Annotated in this window: 19 protein-coding genes and 1 tRNA gene; 9 read left to right on the top strand and 11 right to left on the bottom strand. The window is 71.5% G+C overall.

Annotated elements, in window-relative coordinates:
* Positions 1–76 precede the first annotated feature (76 nt).
* From GQQ92_RS13130 to GQQ92_RS13115, 4 genes are all read left to right on the top strand, one after another.
* Entirely contained in the window at positions 77–847 is a 771-nt protein-coding gene (locus tag GQQ92_RS13130) for a FadR/GntR family transcriptional regulator (RefSeq protein ID WP_156999754.1), read from the top strand.
* Positions 828–1,607, top strand: coding sequence for a hypothetical protein (locus GQQ92_RS13125; RefSeq protein ID WP_197738253.1), 780 nt, complete (start codon positions 828–830; stop codon positions 1,605–1,607). Before GQQ92_RS13130 ends, GQQ92_RS13125 begins: the two co-directional genes overlap by 20 nt.
* Before the next feature lie 86 nt (positions 1,608–1,693).
* On the top strand, positions 1,694–3,058 hold the full coding sequence (locus GQQ92_RS13120; protein WP_156999753.1) for an NAD-dependent succinate-semialdehyde dehydrogenase: 1,365 nt from the start codon (positions 1,694–1,696) through the stop codon (positions 3,056–3,058).
* A 188-nt stretch (positions 3,059–3,246) separates the two neighbouring features.
* Positions 3,247–4,767, top strand: a complete 1,521-nt coding sequence (locus tag GQQ92_RS13115) for an APC family permease (protein ID WP_156999752.1) — start codon at positions 3,247–3,249, stop codon at positions 4,765–4,767.
* A gap of 134 nt (positions 4,768–4,901) precedes the next feature.
* On the opposite strand, the gene GQQ92_RS13110 is transcribed toward GQQ92_RS13115, so the two are convergent.
* The 7 genes from GQQ92_RS13110 to GQQ92_RS13080 all read right to left on the bottom strand — a co-directional run bounded on the left by GQQ92_RS13110 (position 4,902) and on the right by GQQ92_RS13080 (position 11,364).
* Positions 4,902–5,273 carry an iron chaperone gene (locus GQQ92_RS13110; protein ID WP_156999751.1) on the bottom strand — a complete coding sequence of 124 codons (372 nt, stop codon included), beginning with the start codon at positions 5,271–5,273 and terminating at the stop codon, positions 4,902–4,904.
* A gap of 137 nt (positions 5,274–5,410) precedes the next feature.
* Positions 5,411–6,100 carry a 50S ribosomal protein L1 gene (rplA, locus tag GQQ92_RS13105; RefSeq protein WP_156999750.1) on the bottom strand — a complete coding sequence of 230 codons (690 nt, stop codon included), beginning with the start codon at positions 6,098–6,100 and terminating at the stop codon, positions 5,411–5,413.
* 130 nt (positions 6,101–6,230) lie between these two features.
* Positions 6,231–6,659 carry a 50S ribosomal protein L11 gene (rplK, locus tag GQQ92_RS13100; protein WP_055863240.1) on the bottom strand — a complete coding sequence of 143 codons (429 nt, stop codon included), beginning with the start codon at positions 6,657–6,659 and terminating at the stop codon, positions 6,231–6,233.
* Positions 6,660–6,831: 172 nt separating this feature from the next.
* On the bottom strand, positions 6,832–7,761 hold the full coding sequence (gene nusG, locus GQQ92_RS13095) for a transcription termination/antitermination protein NusG (RefSeq protein WP_156999749.1): 930 nt from the start codon (positions 7,759–7,761) through the stop codon (positions 6,832–6,834).
* 62 nt (positions 7,762–7,823) lie between these two features.
* Positions 7,824–8,099, bottom strand: coding sequence for a preprotein translocase subunit SecE (gene secE / locus GQQ92_RS13090; protein ID WP_156999748.1), 276 nt, complete (start codon positions 8,097–8,099; stop codon positions 7,824–7,826).
* 40 nt (positions 8,100–8,139) lie between these two features.
* Positions 8,140–8,212 (bottom strand) — tRNA-Trp (locus GQQ92_RS13085).
* Between the two features lie 110 nt (positions 8,213–8,322).
* The gene (locus GQQ92_RS13080; RefSeq protein WP_156999809.1) at positions 8,323–11,364 is read right to left on the bottom strand and encodes a hypothetical protein; all 3,042 of its coding nucleotides are present in this window, start codon (positions 11,362–11,364) and stop codon (positions 8,323–8,325) included.
* Between the two features lie 156 nt (positions 11,365–11,520).
* Between GQQ92_RS13080 and dgt the strand changes: the two genes are divergently transcribed.
* Together dgt and GQQ92_RS13070 are read left to right on the top strand one after the other, a co-directional pair.
* Positions 11,521–13,038 carry a dGTP triphosphohydrolase gene (gene dgt / locus GQQ92_RS13075; RefSeq protein WP_156999747.1) on the top strand — a complete coding sequence of 506 codons (1,518 nt, stop codon included), beginning with the start codon at positions 11,521–11,523 and terminating at the stop codon, positions 13,036–13,038.
* 90 nt (positions 13,039–13,128) lie between these two features.
* Entirely contained in the window at positions 13,129–14,355 is a 1,227-nt protein-coding gene (locus tag GQQ92_RS13070) for a pyridoxal phosphate-dependent aminotransferase (RefSeq protein WP_156999746.1), read from the top strand.
* A gap of 103 nt (positions 14,356–14,458) precedes the next feature.
* On the opposite strand, the gene GQQ92_RS13065 is transcribed toward GQQ92_RS13070, so the two are convergent.
* Both GQQ92_RS13065 and GQQ92_RS13060 read right to left on the bottom strand, forming a co-directional pair.
* Positions 14,459–14,632, bottom strand: a complete 174-nt coding sequence (locus tag GQQ92_RS13065; RefSeq protein ID WP_156999745.1) for a CsbD family protein — start codon at positions 14,630–14,632, stop codon at positions 14,459–14,461.
* Positions 14,633–14,735: 103 nt separating this feature from the next.
* The gene (locus GQQ92_RS13060) at positions 14,736–15,716 is read right to left on the bottom strand and encodes a LysR family transcriptional regulator ArgP (RefSeq protein ID WP_156999744.1); all 981 of its coding nucleotides are present in this window, start codon (positions 15,714–15,716) and stop codon (positions 14,736–14,738) included.
* Between the two features lie 71 nt (positions 15,717–15,787).
* On the opposite strand from GQQ92_RS13060, the gene GQQ92_RS13055 reads away from it, so the two are divergent.
* A complete protein-coding gene (locus tag GQQ92_RS13055; protein WP_156999743.1) occupies positions 15,788–16,555 on the top strand; it encodes a LysE/ArgO family amino acid transporter in 768 nt (255 codons plus the stop codon).
* Between the two features lie 57 nt (positions 16,556–16,612).
* Here the strand turns inward: GQQ92_RS13055 and GQQ92_RS13050 are convergent, their stop codons facing one another.
* Positions 16,613–16,960, bottom strand: a complete 348-nt coding sequence (locus GQQ92_RS13050; protein WP_232057686.1) for a YciI family protein — start codon at positions 16,958–16,960, stop codon at positions 16,613–16,615.
* Positions 16,961–16,963: 3 nt separating this feature from the next.
* Positions 16,964–17,305, bottom strand: coding sequence for a YciI family protein (locus GQQ92_RS13045; RefSeq protein ID WP_156999807.1), 342 nt, complete (start codon positions 17,303–17,305; stop codon positions 16,964–16,966).
* A gap of 182 nt (positions 17,306–17,487) precedes the next feature.
* Here GQQ92_RS13045 and GQQ92_RS13040 point away from each other — a divergent pair, with 182 nt between their 5' ends.
* Positions 17,488–17,829: a YciI family protein gene (locus GQQ92_RS13040; RefSeq protein WP_156999742.1), complete on the top strand. Its 342-nt coding sequence runs from the start codon at positions 17,488–17,490 to the stop codon at positions 17,827–17,829.
* A 7-nt stretch (positions 17,830–17,836) separates the two neighbouring features.
* Complete coding sequence (locus GQQ92_RS13035; protein ID WP_156999741.1) at positions 17,837–19,144, top strand: RNA polymerase sigma factor; 1,308 nt, start codon at positions 17,837–17,839, stop codon at positions 19,142–19,144.
* Positions 19,145–19,149: the final 5 nt, after the last annotated feature.

Raw genomic sequence — 19,149 nt, 5'->3', positions numbered from 1 at the left:
GCCGTCGACTCCGATACATCCTATAGTGAATGTTTAACGGGCGGGCGGGGTGCCCGAATTGTGAAAGGGTTGGCGCATGGAATCGAGGGTCGGCCCGGGCGCGCGCGAGGCCGTGTTCGCCCAGCTCGCCGACACCGGCCGCGCCGAACAGGTCGCGCAGCGGCTGACCGACGGCATCGTGCTCGGCGTGCTCGGCCCCGGCGAACGGCTGCCGAGCGAGCCCGAGCTCGCCCGCCGCTTCGGCGTCGCGCTCATCACCGTGCGCGAGGGCCTCGGCATCCTCCGCGAGGCGGGGCTCGTCGAGACCCGTCGGGGGCGCGACGGCGGCAGCTTCGTCACCGCCGCCGACGACGACCACCACGCGCTCATCGCCGCGCGCCTGCGCTCGCTCGCCCAGGTCGAGCTCAGCGACATGGCCGTCTACTTCGCCGCGATCCTCGCGGGCGCCGCCGAACGCGCGGCCGAGCGGGCCTCGGCCGGCGACGCCGAACGGCTCGGGGCCTGGCTCGACGGTGCGGACTTCGACACCGCCGCATCCGCCCGCACGAATCAGGGCGGGTTCTTCCTCGAGGTCGCAGTGCTGAGCCAGTCGGCCCGGCTCGTGCGCGAGCAGATCCGGCTCCAGGCCGAGTTCGGGCCCCTCCTGCTGCTCGGCCTCGACGATCCGCAGCACCGGTCGGATGCCGCGGCCCACGACCGGCGCATCGTGCACGCCGTGGCCGAGCACCGCCCCGCGAAGGCCCGCGAGGCCGCCGGCGACCTGCTGCGCGAGCTCACCGTCCCACTGCTCGCCGCGAAGGCCAGGATCGAACGGGGAGGTGTGCTCGATGCCCCGCTCAGCGCATGACGTCGCGCTCGCCGTCGGCGAGGTGTTCGCGGGCGTCTTCGACCAGCTCGTCGCGTGGCGCGCGCCGGTCGAGCACGTCATCGGCGCCGCGCCCGAGACCCGCCCTGCCGAGATCGACCAGGTCGTCGCGTCCCTCGTGCTCCCCCGCCTCACCGAGGCCGACCCGATGCTCGTCGGCGCGGGCTTCATCGCCGACGGCGAGATCGTGCGGGGGCGCGACGTGCACTTCGCCTGGTGGCTCGGCCCGCTCGACGCGAACCCGGTGCTCGGCTCGACGACGGAGCCCACCCGGCTCGATCTCACGACGCGCGGCTACACCGAGTACCTGCGCGACTTCCGCGCGCTCGAGTGGTACCGCATCCCGGCCACGACGCGGCACGCGCATGTCACGGGTCCGTACGTCGATCACCTGTGCACCTGCGACTACATCCTCACGCTGACGATGCCGGTGCACGCGGCCGACGCCTCAGACTCCGAGCGCGCCGCAGCGCCCCGCATGGTCGGCGTCATCGGCGCCGACGTCTCGGTGCGGCGCCTCGAGCGCGAGCTCCTCGGGGCGTTCCTCGAGGTCGAGGCACCCCTCGCCCTCGTGAACGAGGAGGGCCGCGTGGTGCTCTCGACCGAGCCGGCGCTGCAGGTCGGGCAGCTCGTCCCGGTTCCCCGGGCATCCGAGGAGACGGGCGCGGATGCCTCGACCATCGCGTGCCCCGGCACGCCGTTGCGGGTGATCGTCGGCCCCGCGGCATCCGGCTCGAATTGAATCATCCGTTGTTATATCTTTGACATGAGCGTATGCGCCGAGGCAGACGAGGCTCTGCGTGCGTGCACCCGAGAAGGAGAAACCCCATGAGCTATGCCGTGATCAATCCCGCCACGGGCGAGACCGTCGAATCGTTCGACACCATCACCGACGAGGGCCTGCAGGCTGCGATCGCGAAGGCGACCGACGTGCACCGCACCTGGTCGAAGAACACCACGGTGGCCGAGCGCGCCGCGCTCATCCGCCGTGTCGCCGAGCTGCACAACGAACGCGTCCAGGAGCTCGGCGAGATCATCGTCCGCGAGATGGGCAAGCCCATCGAGCAGGCCGTCGGCGAGGTCGAGTTCTCCGCCGCGATCTACGAGTACTACGCAGACAACGCCGAGTCGCTGCTCGCCGACGAGCAGATCGAGCTTCTCGCGGGCGAGGGGTCCGCCCTCATCCGCCGCTCCTCGCTCGGGCCGCTGCTCGGCATCATGCCGTGGAACTTCCCGTACTACCAGGTCGCGCGCTTCGCGGGTCCGAACCTCATCATCGGCAACACGATCCTGCTCAAGCACGCCGAGCAGTGCCCCGAGTCGGCCGCGGCGATCGAGCGCATCTTCCTCGACGCGGGCTTCCCCGAGGGCGCCTATGTCAACATCTACGCCTCGCACGACCAGATCGAGACCGTCATCGCCGACCCGCGCGTGCAGGGCGTCTCGCTCACCGGATCCGAGCGCGCCGGCGCGGCCGTCGCCGAGATCGCCGGCCGCCACCTGAAGAAGGTCGTGCTCGAGCTCGGCGGTTCCGACCCCTTCGTGCTGCTCTCGACCGACGACCTCGACGCGACCGTCGAGGCCGCGGTGGCGGCCCGCATCGACAACAACGGCCAGGCCTGCAACGCGGCCAAGCGCTTCATCGTCGTCGAAGACCTCTACGAGCCGTTCCTCGAGAAGTTCACGGCCGCGATGAACGCCGTCGAAGAGGGCGACCCCGCCGCCGAGGGCACCGGGCTCGGCCCGCTCTCCTCGGCCAAGGCCGCCGACGGCCTCGCCGACCAGGTCGCCCGCGCGGTCGCGCAGGGCGCCACGCTGCACTCGGGCGGCTCGCGCAACGGCAACTACTACTCGGCGACGATCCTCACCGATGTCAAGCCCGGCTCCGACGCATTCCACGAGGAGTTCTTCGGCCCCGTCGCGCAGGTGTTCAAGGTCGCCGACGAAGACGCCGCCGTCGAGCTCGCGAACGACACCCCGTTCGGCCTCGGCTCCTACGTCTTCACGACCGACAACGAGCAGGCGCTGCGCGTCGCCGACAAGATCGAGGCCGGCATGGTCTTCGTCAACGTCGTGGGCGCCGACGGCGCCGAGCTGCCGTTCGGCGGCATCAAGCGCTCGGGCTCGGGCCGCGAGCTCGGCCGTTTCGGCGCCGACGAGTTCGTGAACAAGAAGATGATCCGCATCGGCTGACCACCGCTGAAGCGGCTCGCACGAGCGAGCGGATGCCCCGGGGCCGGCGCCCCGGGGCATCCGTCGTTTAATCATTCATAGCTATAGCTTTATGACCGGATGTATCTGTAGGCTGGCCCGACCACGATGAGGTGGCGACGGCGCCGGGGGACGTCGGCGGCACCTCATGACGACCCCGAAAGGCCAACATGTCCGTCGAACCAGCCAAGCCGACCGACCTCGGCGACCGCGACCACCTCGAAGTCCTCGGCTACCAGGACTCGTTCAACCGCTCGATGAGCCTCTGGGCGAACTTCGCCCTCGGCTTCACCTACCTCTCCCCCCTCGTCGGCGTCTACTCGCTGTTCGCGGTGGCCCTCACGATCGGCGGCCCGCCCTCGATCTGGTGGATCGTCATCGTCGGCGCCGGGCAGTTGCTCGTGTCGCTCGTGTTCGGCGAGGTCGTCTCGCAGTACCCGATCCACGGCGGCATCTACCCGTGGGCCAGGCGCCTCTGGGGCCGTCGCTACGCCTGGATGGCGGCATGGGTCTACATCTGGGCCATGATCGTGACGATCACCGCGGTCGCCGGATACGGCTCCGGGTTCGTCGCGAGCCTCTTCGGCATCAGCGCGACGCCCGAGGTCGTCCTCGGATTCTCGCTCGGCCTGCTCCTGCTCGCGCTCATCTTCAACTTCACCGGCACGAAGACGCTCGCCCGCGTCGCGAAGATCGGCCTCGCGGCCGAGCTCATCGGCGTCATCGGCGTGGGCCTCTACCTGCTCATCTTCCAGCGCAAGCAGGAGTTCAGCGTCTTCTTCGACACCATGGGCGTCGAGGGCGACGGGTCGTACGTCACCGCGTTCATCGGCGCGGCCATCGCCGGCCTGTTCCTCTTCTACGGATTCGAGGCCTGCGGCGACGTCGCCGAGGAGGTCGAGAACCCCGGCCGCCGGATCCCCAAGGCGATGATCCTCACGATCCTCGTCGGCGGCGTCTCGGCCCTCTTCTCCTTCGGCGGCTACGTGCTCGCCGCCCCCGACCTCGCCTCGATCGTCTCGGGCGAGGACGCCGACCCGATCCCCGGCATCCTCGAGGCGACCCTCGGCACCGTCGGCGCGAAGATCTTCCTCGTGGTCGCCGTGCTCGCCTTCATCTCGTGCGTGCTGAGCCTGCAGGCCGCCGCCAGCCGCCTGCTCTACAGCTTCGCGCGCGACGGCATGATCCCGGGCCACCGCTGGCTCTCGAAGGTGAGCCCCAACAAGGTGCCGCGCAACGCGCTCATCGTCGCCTGCACGGTTCCGGCCATCATCACCGTGCTCATCTACTTCGAGCCGGGCATCACCCTGCCCGTCACGGCGTTCGCGGTGCTCGGCATCTACATCGCCTTCCAGATGGTCGTGCTCGGCGCCCTGCGCCAGCGCCTGCGCGGCTGGAAGCCCGCCGGCACGTTCTCGCTCGGCGCGTGGGGCTTCGTGATCAACGTGCTCGCGCTCGCCTACGGCGTGTTCGCGATCTGGCTCATGGCCACGCCGGGCAGCTCGGGCGACTTCGTCGTCGACTACGCCGTCTGGATCGGGCTCGGCGTCGTGCTCGTCACCGGGCTGGCGTACCTCTTCATCGCACGCCCCGACCGCAAGTCCGACGCGCCCGCCGGCGACGCGATCGAGGTCGCCGAGCGCCTGCGGGCCCGTCGGGTCGAGACCTCGGGCATGGCGAAGGTCGACTGACCGCTCGCGATCGCCGCACGAAGCGGATGCCGCCCCACGACCTCGGTCGGGGGCGGCATCCGTCGTCCGGGCGGGCGTGCGCGGCCACCGACGCCGGGCAGACGTGCGCGGCTGCTGCGCCGGGCAGCGCGCGGCTACCGCTTCTTGCCGCTGCGGTCGAGCTGGGCGTCGATCTGGGCGATGCGCACCTCGAGGATGCGGCGCAGCACCGGTTCGGGGATCTCGTGGTCGGCGCTGAACTTCAGCGCTCCGGGCGACCAGTCGAAGTCGGTCAGCTCGTCGGCGATCGACGAGAACACGCTGCCGCTGAACGGGTAGAGCCCGAGGTGCGCCTTGGACTCGAGCGCCGCCACGTAGCCCTTGCCGCGGTGCAGCAGCGCCGCCATGCCGTAGCTCTCGCCCTCGGTGGCGTCGGGGTCGACGTCGCGGGCGATGTCGTACACGCGCGCGAGCGCGGCGCGGTTGGCGTCGGCGACGCCGGCGAGGTGCGTGTCGATGAGTCCCATGCGTGCATCATCGCACCCCGGGTTGCCGCCTGCCAGCACCCACCCGGGGGTGCCGCTCGGCGCCCGTCGGCCGCGTGCCGCCGGGATGACGAAGGGCCCGCCGGCGAACCGGCGAGCCCTTCGAGATCTGACGGGGATCAGATGGAGTTGACGTCCAGCGGGATGCCGGGGCCGAACGTGGTCGACACGGCGCCCTTCTGGATGTAGCGGCCCTTGGAGCTCGACGGCTTGAGACGCACGACCTCTTCGAGGGCGGCCTTCACGTTCTCGTCGAGCTGCTCGACCGAGAACGACGCCTTGCCGACGACGAAGTGCACGTTGGCGTGCTTGTCGACGCGGAACTCGATCTTGCCGCCCTTGATGTCGGAGACGGCCTGGCCGACGTTCGGGGTCACGGTGCCGGTCTTCGGGTTCGGCATGAGGCCACGCGGACCGAGGACCTTGCCGAGACGACCGACCTGGCCCATGAGCTCGGGGGTCGAGACGGCCGAGTCGAAGGCGGTGTAGCCGCCGGCGACCTTCTCGATGAGCTCGGCGCCGCCGACCTCGTCGGCGCCGGCCGCGATGGCGGCCTCGGCGGCGGGGCCGGTCGCGAACACGATGACGCGAGCGGTCTTGCCGGTGCCGTGCGGGAGGATGACGGTGCCGCGCACCATCTGGTCGGCCTTGCGGGGGTCGACGCCGAGCTTCAGCGCGACCTCGATGGTCGAGTCGAACTTCGCCGAACCGGTCTCCTTCGCGAGTGCGACGGCGTCGGTCGGGGTGTAGAAGGTGTCGGCCTTGATCTTCTCGGCCGCGGCCCGATAGGCCTTGGACTTCTGTGCCATGTTGGTTCTCCTTGAGAGAGTGTGGTCATCGCGCCTGGCGGGCGCTGCCACGAGTTGAGAGTTCTGGATTCGGATGCCTGCGGCACCCTGGTCTCGAGACGGCGCCGGAGCGCCTCCTGGACCGACGGCGTTATTCGACCGTGATGCCCATCGAGCGGGCGGTGCCGGCGATGATCTTCGACGCGGCGTCGAGGTCGTTGGCGTTGAGGTCGACCATCTTCGCCTCGGCGATCTCGCGCACCTGCGCCTGGGTCAGCTTGCCGACCTTGGTGGTGTGCGGGACGCCGGAGCCCTTGGCGACGCCGGCCGCCTTCTTGATGAGCTCCGCGGCGGGCGGGGTCTTCAGGATGAAGGTGAACGAACGGTCCTCGTAGACGGTGATCTCGACGGGGATGACGTTGCCGCGCTGCGACTCGGTCTGCGCGTTGTACGCCTTGCAGAACTCCATGATGTTGACGCCGTGCTGACCCAGCGCCGGGCCGATGGGCGGGGCGGGGTTGGCGGCGCCGGCCTTGATCTGAAGCTTGATCAGACCAGTGACCTTCTTCTTCGGTGCCATTGATTTCTCTCTTTCTGTTCGAACGCCCAAGTCCTGGGCACTCTCCCGCTCGACCGGCGGTTCCGGAAGGCGGTGGATCGGGTGCTGCGACAGCGCTGCTGACACAGCACAACCCTCCGAGTATACCGGAGGGTCGGCTGGGTTTCAGGTGGGAGCCCGAAGTGCCCGGAGGCTAGAGCTTGGTGACCTGGTCGAAGCTGAGCTCGACCGGGGTCTCGCGCTCGAAGAGCGAGACGAGCACGGTGAGCTTGCCGCTCTCGGGCTTGATCTCGCTGATCGTGCCGGGCAGGCCCGCGAACGAGCCGTCCTTGATCGTGATGGTCTCGCCGATCTCGAAGTCGACCTCGGCGGGGATGACGCGGGCCGCGGTCGCGCCGCCGGAGCTCTTGGCTCCCTTGGCCGCCGGGACGTCCTTCGGCTCGACGAGGCTCTTCAGCATGCCGAAGGCCTCTTCGAAGCGGAGCGGCGTCGGGTTGTGGGCGTTGCCCACGAAGCCCGTGACGCCGGGCGTGTGGCGGATGACCGACCAGCTGTCTTCGTTGAGGTCCATACGCACGAGCACGTAGCCGGGGATGCGCACGCGGGTGACCATCTTGCGCTGGCCGTTCTTGATCTCGACGACGTCTTCCATCGGCACTTCGACCTGGTAGATGTAGTCGGCCATCGCCATCGACTCGCGGCGCTGCTCGATGTTCGCCTTCACGCGACGCTCGAAGCCCGCGTAGGAGTGGATGACGTACCACTTGCCCGGGAGGAAGCGCAGTTCGTTGCGGAACTCCTCGTAGGGGTCGTGCTCGGGCTCTTCGCTCTCTTCGGAGACGGCCTCGAGCGCCGCGTCGGCCTCTTCGACCGAGTCGATGTCGAGGGCGTCCTCGACGACCGCGTCGGCCTCGGGGTCGCTCGCCTCGGCGATGGCGTCGAGAACGGCATCGAGGTCGACGTCGTTGCCCTCGTCGTCGATCACGTGCACGGCACGGTGCTCGGCCGGCTCGACCGACTGCTCGTCGTGCTCGAGCGAGTTGCCCTCCTGGGCCTCGTCGTCCTCGGCCGACTGCTCTGCAGCCGTGGCCCAGTCGACGTCGTCGCGCTCAATCTTTGCCAATTTCTCGATTCCTTCTCATTCGTGCGCCTCGCGGCGCGCGGCTCTTCAGGACGAGTGGCTGATCAGGCCCCCGTCGACCCGAAGACGTACAGCACAACCCATCCGAACACCGTGTCGAGCGCCCAGACGAGCGCCATCATGATGACGACGAACACGAGCACCACGATGGTGAAGTTGACGAGCTCTTTGCGGGTCGGGGTGACGACCTTCTTCAGCTCGGCGAAGACCTGTCGGATGAACAACGCGATCCGCGCGAAGGGGTTCCGCCGCGCTGCGCGCTCGCGCTTCGCGTCGGCGACGACGTCCTCGCTGGGTTCGTCGATGATCTTCCGTGCCACCTCGTACACCTTTCGTGGGCCGGCAATCACTGCCGGCTCGCAGGGCGGACAGGACTCGAACCTGCAACCTGCGGTTTTGGAGACCGCTGCTCTACCAATTGAGCCACCGCCCTTCAGGAGCAACGCCCCTGAAGATCACACCTCGTGACCGGCTCACCTTACTCGAACTCCGGAGGAATTCGGGCACGGGAAAGCTTGGTCGTCGTGCGCAACCTCAGCAAGTTTAGGCGACGGATGCCCCACCGCCAAACCGGTGCGCCCGACGGCCGCCGGGCAGCACCACGAGCACGACCCCGACCACCGCGACGAGCGCCCCGATCGCGGCCGCCCACCACGCGGCATCCGCCGGGATGCCGAGGTAGACGGTGATGCCGAGGATCCGCGAGAGCCCCCAGGGCAGCAGCGCCATCTGGTCGTTCCACACGGTGAGCGCGGCCTCGAGCCCGATCACCGCGACGAGCGCGGCGACGGCTGCGAGCGCGCCCCCGCACGCGGCGAGCGCCGCACCGACCGCCCGTCGAGCCCCGATCGAGCACGCGAGCGCCCACGCCCCCGCGACGATCACCCAGGCGAACAGGGCGAACGCGACCGTCGAGTACGCCGATCGCGCGATCGGGTCGGTCCAGAACCCGAACCAGTAGCCGCCTGGGCCGGTCGGGGCGAGCGCGAACGACAGCAGCGCGACCCGGAGCATCGCCGCTCCGCCGACGGATGCCGCGACCGACGCCTGCGCGTCGCGTCCGCCGAGCACGCGCGCGAGCGTCAGCAGCACCGCGCCGAAGACGAGCCACGCCCCGAGGGTCGCGACCAGATGCGCGGGCGCCGCGAACCAGGTGAGGATGCCGCGGCTGACCACGAGCGCGGCCGCGGGGACCGCGACGAGGAGCACCCGCTCCGCGCGGCCGAGCGCCACGGTGGCCTCGGCCGCCCGCCACGGCCGCGTGCCGGCGACCCACATGGCGCGCGCGAGCCGCGCTCCTGGCCAGGCCGCGACGCATCGGGTGCGGGCCGCGACGCCGTACGCGATCCAGAGCAGTGTCAGCACGAGCGCGCCCCCGGCCGCCCAGCCCATCGCGAGGTCGCGGTCGCCGCGCTCGAGCCCGAGGCGGGCCGCCTCGAGGTTGTAGGCGGGGTGGTACGGGTCGCCCGCGTACTCCCGCTCGTGCGCCGCCGCGCTCTCGAGGAACGCGGCGCGCGCGGTCTGCCACGAGGCGTGCGCCTCCGGGTCGCGCGTGTCGTGCCACTGCGCCTTGCGGAGCACCGTCTCGCGGTAGTCGCCGAGCATGGCCAGCGTGCTGCGCTCGTAGGCGAGCGCCCCGACGAACGCCTCGCGGAGCGCGGCATCCTTCCAGGTCGACGCATCCGTGCCCTCGATGCGGGTCCGCATGCGGTCGACGGCGTCGAGCGCCCGGTCGCCGCCCGCGATCGCCTCGTCGAGGTCGTCGCGCGCGATGGCGTAGATCACGTCGAGCGCCGCGCTGTCGCCGGTGGGGATGTCCCACTCGAAGATCCACATCATGGGCGGCGGCTCGAGCCCGATCGCGAACACCCGCTGGTCGGCGAACGGCCCGATGTAGAGCCCGTCGGCGATGGCCTCGCGGGAGTCGGCCATCGCCTCGACGATCGCCTGCACGGTCTGCGGGTCGTCGGAGAACCACCGTCTCGCCCAGTCGGCCGTGACCTCGGCGGGGTCGGTCGACGGGTCGCGGGCGAGCCGCACCGCGAGCACGGTGTTGAGCTCGGCGAGCTGCCAGAACCCCGTCTTCAGCTCGAGGTTCATGGGGCCGGCCCGCCAGGGGCCGCCGTCCTGCGTCCACGTCCAGACGCCCTCGATGTTCGGGTTCGCCGCGAGCAGGCGGTCGAGGGCCTGCGCGTACAGGTCGCCGAGGTCGTTCGGCCAGGCGCCGAAGTTCTCGAACTCGCGCCGGCTCTGGAACTCGATGATGCGCCGCTGGTCGCCGATCTCGAGCGTGTCGTTGAACGGCAGGTGGCTGTAGAAGTCGCCGAGCGTGTACTTCGTCGACACGATGAGCCGATCGGAGTCGATGCCGTCGAACACCGTGCGGTACGAGTCGGGGTTCGTGTGCAGGTCGCCGACCGCGCCCACGCCGACGGTCCACGTGCGGAAGATCACCTCGCGGTCGGCCCGCTCGGCCTGATCGAGGAGGGTCGAGAGCATGGCCTGCACGGCCTCGACCGTCGTGACCGCGAGCTCGGAGCGGTAGTCCCAGTCGGGCAGGTCGTACACCTGGCCCGCCTCGCCGATGCGGATCAGCACGCCGTCCACGGCGGGCAGCTCGCGGTAGAGCTCGTCGAGGCCGGCCGCGTACACGCCCCAGAACTCGGGGTTCTCGGTGTCGAGTCCGCCGAACCGCTCGGTCAGGTACTCCTCGAGCGGCGTCGTGACGACGAGCATGTCCGTGCGGAAGAAGACCTGGAGCCCCGCGTCGTGCGCGGACTGCAGCATCGGCCCGAAGGCGGCGCGCATCGCGAGCGCGCGTTCGACGTGCTCGTCGCCCGGCGCGTAGACCTCGGTGCCGTCGCCGACGTCCGAGAACGTGAGGTACTCGAGCAGGCCGGGGAACGCGAGCGCCGTGTACCCCTCGGCGAGCAGGTGGTCGACGTAGTCGTCGAACTCGACGCGCGCGGCGGCGAGCGCCTCCTCGTCGATGTACGGGGCGTCGGGCAGGATGACGTCCTCGAAGGCCTTCGAGTTGTGCGAGTAGTCGTCGCCCGCCGCCCAGGCCTCCTCGTCGGGCTCGACGCCGACCGCGCCGAGGTCCGCCATGCGGAACGGCAGCCGCGACACGACCGTGTCGCCGAGGCGCTCGGCCGTCGACCGTCCGTCGCGCACGGCGAGCGCGAGGTCGTACACGCCGCGCACGGCTCCGGCTTCGCTCGCCCCCTCGACGCGCAGGGCGTCGGGTGCGCCCGTCAGCGTGTAGGTCTCGTCGGCCGGGTCGCCGTCGCCCGCCACGACGGCGAGCGTCGCGGTTCCGGCCGTGGCCGAGGCATCCGCCACCGCCTCCTCGAGCTCGGCGAGCGCCGCGTCGAGGCGTGGCGAGCCGGTCGCGGCGACGACGTCGAACGCGGGCGGCAGCACCGTCGGGGCGATGTCGACCGCGCGCGGCGACTCGACCGGGAGGTCGGCCGCCTCGGTGCGGATGCCGAGCGCGTCGGTCAGCACGAAGGCGATGCCCGCGCCGAGCGCGAGCAGGATCAGGGCGGCGACCGCGGCGAGCACGGGTCGACCGGGGCGCTTCATCACGCGCGGAGCATACCCCAGAGTGGGTCGCGTGACCCAGTTGTGATCTTCCATGACGGAAGCGAGCGGATGCCGCGCCCGCACCGGGCACGGCCGTAGATTGGGAGGACGGCCGCACGGGACATCCGTCGCCGCGGCCGACCGAGGGGAGCGCGGATGTCGACCGAACGCGGAAGCCGGCTCGTCGCCGAACCGCAGAGCAGCCTGCAGATCACGGGCGAGCACTCCGAGTTCCGGCTCGACCTCGAACGCATCCGGTTCTCGCCGTACTTCTCGCGGCTGTCGGCCGTCACGCAGGTCATCGCCCAGCCCGGCGCCGGCCCCCTCGTGCAGAACCGGCTCACGCACTCGATCAAGGTCACGGCCGTGGCACGCGCCATCGCCGTGGGGCTGACGGATGCCGCGTCCCCGAGCCGCGACCTCGCCGCCGCCCACGGCTGCGACGCCGTCGCCGTGCAGGCCGCCGCGAGCGCCCACGACCTCGGCCACCCGCCGTTCGGGCACCTCGGCGAGCGCGTGCTCGACCGCCTCGCCCGCGAGGAGCTCGGCCTCAGCGACGGGTTCGAGGGCAACGCGCAGACCTACCGCATCATCACCGCGCTCGACGTTTCGGCCATCGCACCGCACGGCCTCAACCTCACGGCCGCCGTGCGCACCGCCGTCGCGAAGTACCCGTGGACCCGGTTCGTCGACGTCTCCTCGCTCGGCGGCGGATCGCTGCCCCGGGGCCTTCGCCGCGTCTCCGGCGGGGTCGACGTGGGCAAGTTCTCGGCGTACGACCTCGACGCGGCCGACCTCGCCTCGGCCCGCGACGGGCTCCCGCCGCTCATGCAGTCGCTCGAGTGCTCGGTCATGGACATCGCCGACGACATCGCCTACTCGATCCACGACGTCGACGACTTCTACCGGGCGGGCCTGCTCAGCCAGGGGTCGGTGGCCCGCGAGTTCCGCGGCTTCATCGAGGACGGCGCGAGTCTGCGCGACCTCGACGACGACGCGATCGGCGCCCGCTCCGCTCCCCCGGGCGCCGGCCTCGAGGGGCTGCGCCGCAAGCTGCACCGCTCCGACGCGTGGATCGCCTCCGACGAGGCGTTCGCCGAGGCCGTCGACGTCGTCGCCGACGACCTCGTCGACGGGCTGCTGTCGATCCCGTTCGACGGGTCGATCGCGGCCGAGCGCGCACTCTCGTCGTTCACGTACCGCTGGATCAACCACCTCCAGGACTCCGTCGTGCCCGCGCCCGCCGACGAGATCCGCACCGGGCTCGTCACGCTCGACGCGCTCGCCTGGCACCAGGTCGAGGTGCTGAAGTTCGTGCACCGGCACTTCATCCTCGACCGCTCCGACATCGCCATGTACCAGCGGGGGCTCAGCCGGGTCATCACGCGCGCGGTCAAGGGCCTCACCGCGTGGGTCACCGACGACTACGACCGGCACCGGGTGCCGCAGCGCCTGCGCGAGCTCGTCGACCTGGCGACCGAGGGCTACGCGCTGCTGCGCGTCGCGAAGCCCGAGGGCGTGCCGGTTCCGGATGCCTCGGAGGTGCACCGCCTCGGCGTCGCGCGCGGCGTCATCGACTACGTCGCGTCGCTCAGCGACGACCAGGCGCTCGGCGTCTCGGAGGCCATCGACGGACGCCCCGACCGCCTGTGGGACATCGGGCAGAACCTGTAGCCCCGCCGCGCGGCCCGTCGCGCACGTCGTGCACGACGTGCACGTCGTCACGCACGGCCGCCCGCGGCATCCGCTCGGTAGACTGGCGTGGTGACCGAGAAGCCGCGCCTTTCCGCCCGTATCGCCGCCATCGCCGAGTCCGCGACCCTGAAGGTCGACGCGAAGGCGAAGGCCCTGCAGGCCGAGGGCCGCCCGGTCATCTCGTATGCCGCGGGCGAGCCCGACTTCGCCACGCCCGAGCACATCGTCGAGGCCGCGCTCGCGGCCGTGCACGAGCCCCGCAACCACCGCTACACGCCCGCCCCGGGCCTGCCCGAGATGCGCGAGGCGATCGCCGCGAAGACGTTGCGCGACTCGGGCCTCGAGGTCTCGCCCGGCCAGGTCGTCGTCACGAACGGCGGCAAGCAGGCGGTCTACCAGGCGTTCCAGGTGCTGCTCGACGCGGGCGACGAGGTGCTCGTGCCGACCCCCTACTGGACGACGTACCCCGAGGCGATCAAGCTCGCCGGCGGCGTGCAGGTCGACGTGTTCGCGGGCAGCGACCAGGGCTACCTCGTCACCGTCGAACAGCTCGAGGCCGCCCGCACCGAGCGCACGAAGGTGCTGCTGTTCGTGTCGCCGTCGAACCCGACCGGCGCCGTCTACTCCCCCGAGCAGACCCGCGCCATCGGCGAGTGGGCGCTCGAGCACGGCATCTGGGTCGTGACCGACGAGATCTACCAGAACCTCACCTACGCCGGGCTCGACACCGAGGTCGGCGCCGCCCCGCCGCGCGCCCTGTCGATCGTCGAGGCGGTGCCCGAGCTCGCGAACCAGACGATCCTCGTGAACGGCGTCGCCAAGACGTACGCCATGACCGGCTGGCGCCTCGGCTGGATGGTCGGTCCCGCCGACGTCATCAAGGGCGCCGCGAACCTGCAGTCCCACCTCACGTCGAACGTGTCGAACATCTCGCAGCGCGCCGCGATCGCCGCCCTGAACGGCCCGCAGGACGCCGTCGAGGAGATGCGCCGCGCCTTCGACCGCCGACGCCGCCTCATCGTGTCGGAGCTGTCGAAGATCGACGGCCTCACCGTGCCGGTGCCCGAGGGCGCCTTCTACGTGTATCCCGACGTCACCGGCTTGCTCGGTCGCACCTGGGGCGGCGTGACGCCCACGAACTCGCTCGAGCTCGCCGACCTGATCCTCGACCAGGCCGAGGTCGCCGCCGTGCCCGGCGAGGCCTTCGGCCCCAGCGGCTTCCTGCGCTTCAGCTACGCCCTGGGCGACGCGCCCCTGCTCGAGGGCGTGCAGCGCCTGCAGCGCCTCTTCGCCTGAGCGGAGCCGCCGGCATCGGACGCACGAGAACGCCCGCACTCTCCCCGGGTGCGGGCGTTCTCGCTCACCTCAGGCGGCACCGTCGCGGTGCGGCCCGAGGAGGTCAGTGCTTGAAGGCGTCCTTGACGTCCTCAGCAGCGTTCTTGAGGTCGGCCTTGGCCTGATCGGCCTTGCCTTCGGCGACCTTCTCGTCGTCTCCGGTCATCTTGCCGTGGGCCTCCTTCGCCTTGCCCTTGAGGTCTTCGGCGGTGTTCTCGACGCGGTCATCGATTCCCATGGTGGACTCCCTTCGCGAGCGATCGGCGGTCTGCCGTGCTCGAGGACCAGTCAACCCGCGTCGGCGACGACGGACTAGGGGTTGAGTTCCCAGCGAGGATCGTCTACCGCTTCCACCCCCGAGCGGGGGTGGGCGCGCGAAGGGCCGTCGCGGCCTCCTCGGCGAGCGCGTCGGCGACGGCGTCGAGCAGCGGTGAGCGCAGGTTCCACTGCTGCCAGTGCAACGGCACGTCGACGTGCGGGCCGCCGAGCCGGACCAGCCCGCCCGAGGCCAGCCCGTCGGAGGACTGGAAGCCCGGCAGCAAGCCCCATCCGAGACCGAGCCGCACGGCCGACGCGAAATCGCTCGACGCGGGCACGAAATGCCGCGGCGGCAGGTCGGCGTCGAGACCGCGCGCGGCGAGGTATCCGCGCTGCAGGTCGTCGCGGCGATCGAACTCGACGACGGGCGCCGCCTCGAAGGCATCCGCCGCGTCACCGCCGAGGCCCCAGCGCGCGGCGAACTCCGGCGTCGCCACCGCCTCGTAGCGCATGACTCCGAGCGGGCGGACGAGGCATCCGGCCACCGGCGTGGCCTGCGAGGTCACCGCGCCCATGACCGTGCCCGACTCGAGCAGGCCGACCGTGAAGTCCTGGTCGTCCCGATGCAGGTCGAACACGACCGGATGCCTCCGCGCGACGCGCGCGAGCGCCGGGAGGAACCACGTGGCGAGCGAATCGGCGTTCACGGCCAACGGCAGCGTCACCGGGCGCGCGGGCCGCGCGGCGCCGGACGCGGCGGACCCGTCGGCCCCTTGGGCCCGGCCGGCACCGTCGGGCGCGCCCGCCTCGAGCCCGAACTCGGCGAGGGTGTCGTGCTCGAGGAGCGCCACCTGGCGGGCGAGGCGCACGACTGCGCCCCCGGCCTCCGTCGCCCTGACGGGCTTCGAGCGCACGACGAGAACGCGTCCGAGCTGCTGCTCGAGCGCCTTGATGCGCTGCGACACCGCCGACGGGGTCACCCTGAGCCGGCGTGCGGCCGCGTCGAACGTGCCCTCGTCGATGACGGCGGCCAGGGTGCGCGCGAGGTCGAGCGGGATCTCCATATGAAGCAACGCTAATGGTTCTGAAGGAACCTGAGCTGGATTGATGAGATCGCGCGCCGTAGCCTCGACGGGTGCCCTCCTCCCTGCTCGCTGGCTTCGGCCTCGGCCTCTCGCTGATCGTCGCCATCGGCGCGCAGAATCTCTTCGTGCTGCGCCAGGGCGTGCGCCGCGAGCACGTGTTCGCGGTGGCCCTCGTCTGCGCCCTCAGCGACCTCGTGCTGATCTGCATCGGCGTCTCGGGCGTCGGAGCCGTGCTCCAGGCGGTGCCCTGGCTCGTCGAAGCCGTGCGATGGGCCGGCGCCGCGTTCCTCGTGACGTACGGCCTGCTCGCGGCCCGACGCGTTCTGCGACCGAGCGGCGAGGCGCTCGACGTCGAGGCGGATGCCGCGATCGACGCCGCCTCCGGGCCGCACGACGGCGGCGCAGCAGCGCAAGGCGGAACCGTCCGGATCGCGCAGGCCGCCGGCGTCGCGCCGGACGAGCGCGTCGCCGGCCCCGCGGCATCCGCGGCCCCGACGCTCGTGCACCCGACCGCAGGGCCGCGACGCACGGGACTCGCCGCGGCCCTGTTCACCTGCCTCGCCCTGACCTGGCTGAACCCGCACGTCTACCTCGACACCGTGTTCCTGCTCGGGTCGATCGCGAACACCCACGGCGACGGACGCTGGGCGTTCGCCGCCGGCGCCGGGCTCGCGAGCTTCGTCTGGTTCTTCGCCCTCGCCTACGGCAGCCGCCTGCTCGGCGGCGTGCTCGGCAGCCCGCGCGCGTGGCGCGTGCTCGACGCGGTGATCGCGGTCGTCATGATCACGCTCGGCGTCATGCTCGTGCTGCCGCACTGAGCGGCCGGGGCGCCGCGGCGCCGAAGCCGCGCACGGCGCCGGGCACGCGGCATCCGCTCAGGGTTCGAAGCCCTCGGCGAGCGGCCACGCCCGGCGCAGTTCGATGCACCCGAACCTGGCCATCGGATGCTTCGCCGCGATCTCGATCGCCTCGTCGAGGTCGCGCACCTCGAGCACGTCGAAGCCCGCGATCCACTCCTTGGACTCGGCGAACGGGCCGTCGGTGACGAGCGATCGCCCGTCGCGCACGCGCACCGTCTTGGCGAACTCGGGCGGGCGCAGCCGATCGCCCGCGATCCAGACGCCGCGCGCGCCGACCTCGGCGCCCCACTCGGCGATATCGTCCTCGGCGGGATCGTAGGGCACGGCGGTGGGATCGTTGCGCACCAGCATCAGGTACTCCACGGCTCACTCCTCCCGGTCGAGCGGCCAGAACGGCCGCAGTTCGAGGGCGCCGTGGCGCGCGAGCGGATCGCCCTCGGCCAACTCGATCGCCTCGTCGAGGTCGTCGACGGCGAGGAGGTCGTAGCCGGCGATCCACTCCTTCGACTCGGCGAACGGGCCGTCGGTGACGATCGTCTCGCCGCCCCTGACCCGCACGGTCACCGCCTCGTCGGCGGGCCGCAGCCGCATGGCGCGCGTGAGCACGCCCTGCTCGGCCCGCAGCCTGTCCCACTCGGCCACGGCCTCCTGATCGACCTCGCCGGCCTCGACCTCGGGGTCGCCGACCACGAACATCATGATCTCCATCACGGTGCGCTCCTCTCGTTCATCCTGCGCTTTCCCCTACGACGAACGGGTCGGCGCTGGATCGACACCGTTCGGGACATCCGCCGGAGGAATCTCGAACGGATGCCTCGGACCTGTCGATTCATCCTGTCGCCGTTCGTCGCCTGGGCATACCGTGAACACCGGAACCTGAGGAGAAGCACATGCGCTATGTCATGTTCGTCGCGACCGACACCGCCCCCGACCGTTCGAGCGACGAGGGCATCCCCGTCGAGCAGTGGGTCGAGGAGAACGACGCCCGGGGTACCCGCATCGAGGGGCAGCGGCTCCAGCCGGTGCGCGACGCCACGCTCGTGCGGGTCCGCGACGGCGAGACGATCGTCACCGACGGCCCGTTCACCGAGTCCAAGGAGTGGATCGCGGGCTTCGACATCCTCGAGTGCCGCGACCTCGACGAGGCGATCGAGATCGCGTCGCGGCATCCGATGGCAAGGGGCGGCCGCATCGAGCTGCGCCCGTTCTGGAACGGCGAGGAGGACGAGTGAGCGGCCGATGACCGGAGCCGATCCCGACGGGGTGCGCGAGGCGGTCGACCGCGCCTACCGCGAGGAGTGGACGCGCGTGGTCGCGACGCTGATCCGCGCCACGGGCGACTGGGACGTCGCCGAGGATGCCGCCGCCGACGCGTTCGTGCGCGCGGCCGAGCGCTGGCCGGGCGAGGGCGTTCCGCGCAACCCCGGCGCGTGGCTGACGACCGTCGCCCGCAATCGGGTGCTCGACGTGCTGCGGCGCCGAGGCGTCGAGGTCGGCAAGGTGAGGGAGTGGATGGCGATGGACGAGATGCGGGGGCCGGGCGCCCCGACGGATCCGGCCGACGTGGTCGCGGCCCGCTCGGGTGCCGCCGAGATCGACGACCGGCTGCGGCTGGTCTTCACGTGCGCGCACCCGGCGCTGCCGCTCGAGGCGCGCGTCGCCCTCACCCTGCGCACGGTCGGCGGGCTCGAGACGCCCGAGATCGCGCGCGCGTTCCTCGTGCCCGAGGCGACGATGGCCCAGCGGCTCGTGCGCGCCAAGCGCAAGATCCGCAACGCGGGCATCCCGTACCGGGTGCCGGAGGGCGACGAGCTGCGGCGACGGCTCTCGGGTGTGCTCGCGGTGCTCATGCTCGTGCACAACGAGGGCTACCTCGCGAGCTCGGGCGACCGACTGCTGCGCCTCGACCTGCAGGAGGAGGCGATCCGGCTCGCCCGCCTCGTGGTCGAGCTGATGCCCGACGAGCCTGAAGCCGGCGGGCTGCTCGCGCTCCTGCTGCTGCAGCACGCGCGTTCGGCGGCCCGCGTCGACGCGTCGGGCGATCTCGTGCCGCTCGACGCGCAGGACCGCACCCGGTGGGACGCCGCCGAGACCGCGCAGGGGCTCGCGGTGCTCGACCGGCTCGACGCAACGCGACCCGCCGCGGCAGGGCCGTATCGCCTGCAGGCCGAGATCCAGCGCGAGCACGCGATCGCCGCCCACGCCGACGACACCGACTGGCCGGCGATCGTGCGACGCTACGACGCCCTGCTCGCCCTGACGCCGTCGCCCGTCATCGAGCTCAACCGCGCCGTCGCCCTCGGCCTGGCCGGCCGCGCGCAGGCGGGGCTCGACGAGCTCGAGCGGCTCGAGGCATCCGGTTCGCTCGACGGCTACCACCTGCTGCCGGCCGCGCAGGCCGACCTGCTGCGCCGGCTCGGGCGAGCGGATGCCTCGGCGGCACGCTACCGCCGGGCGATCGAGCTCGCCCCGACCGAGCCCGAGCGGCGGTTCCTGACGCGACGCCTCGCCGAGCTCGACGGGCGGGACGCGCCCGACCTCGGGTGAGCCCG

This window comes from Agromyces terreus (genome assembly GCF_009749465.1).
Classification (GTDB): domain Bacteria; phylum Actinomycetota; class Actinomycetes; order Actinomycetales; family Microbacteriaceae; genus Agromyces; species Agromyces terreus.
Note: the sequence above shows the minus strand (reverse complement) of the source record. Positions and strands in the feature narration are given on the sequence as shown.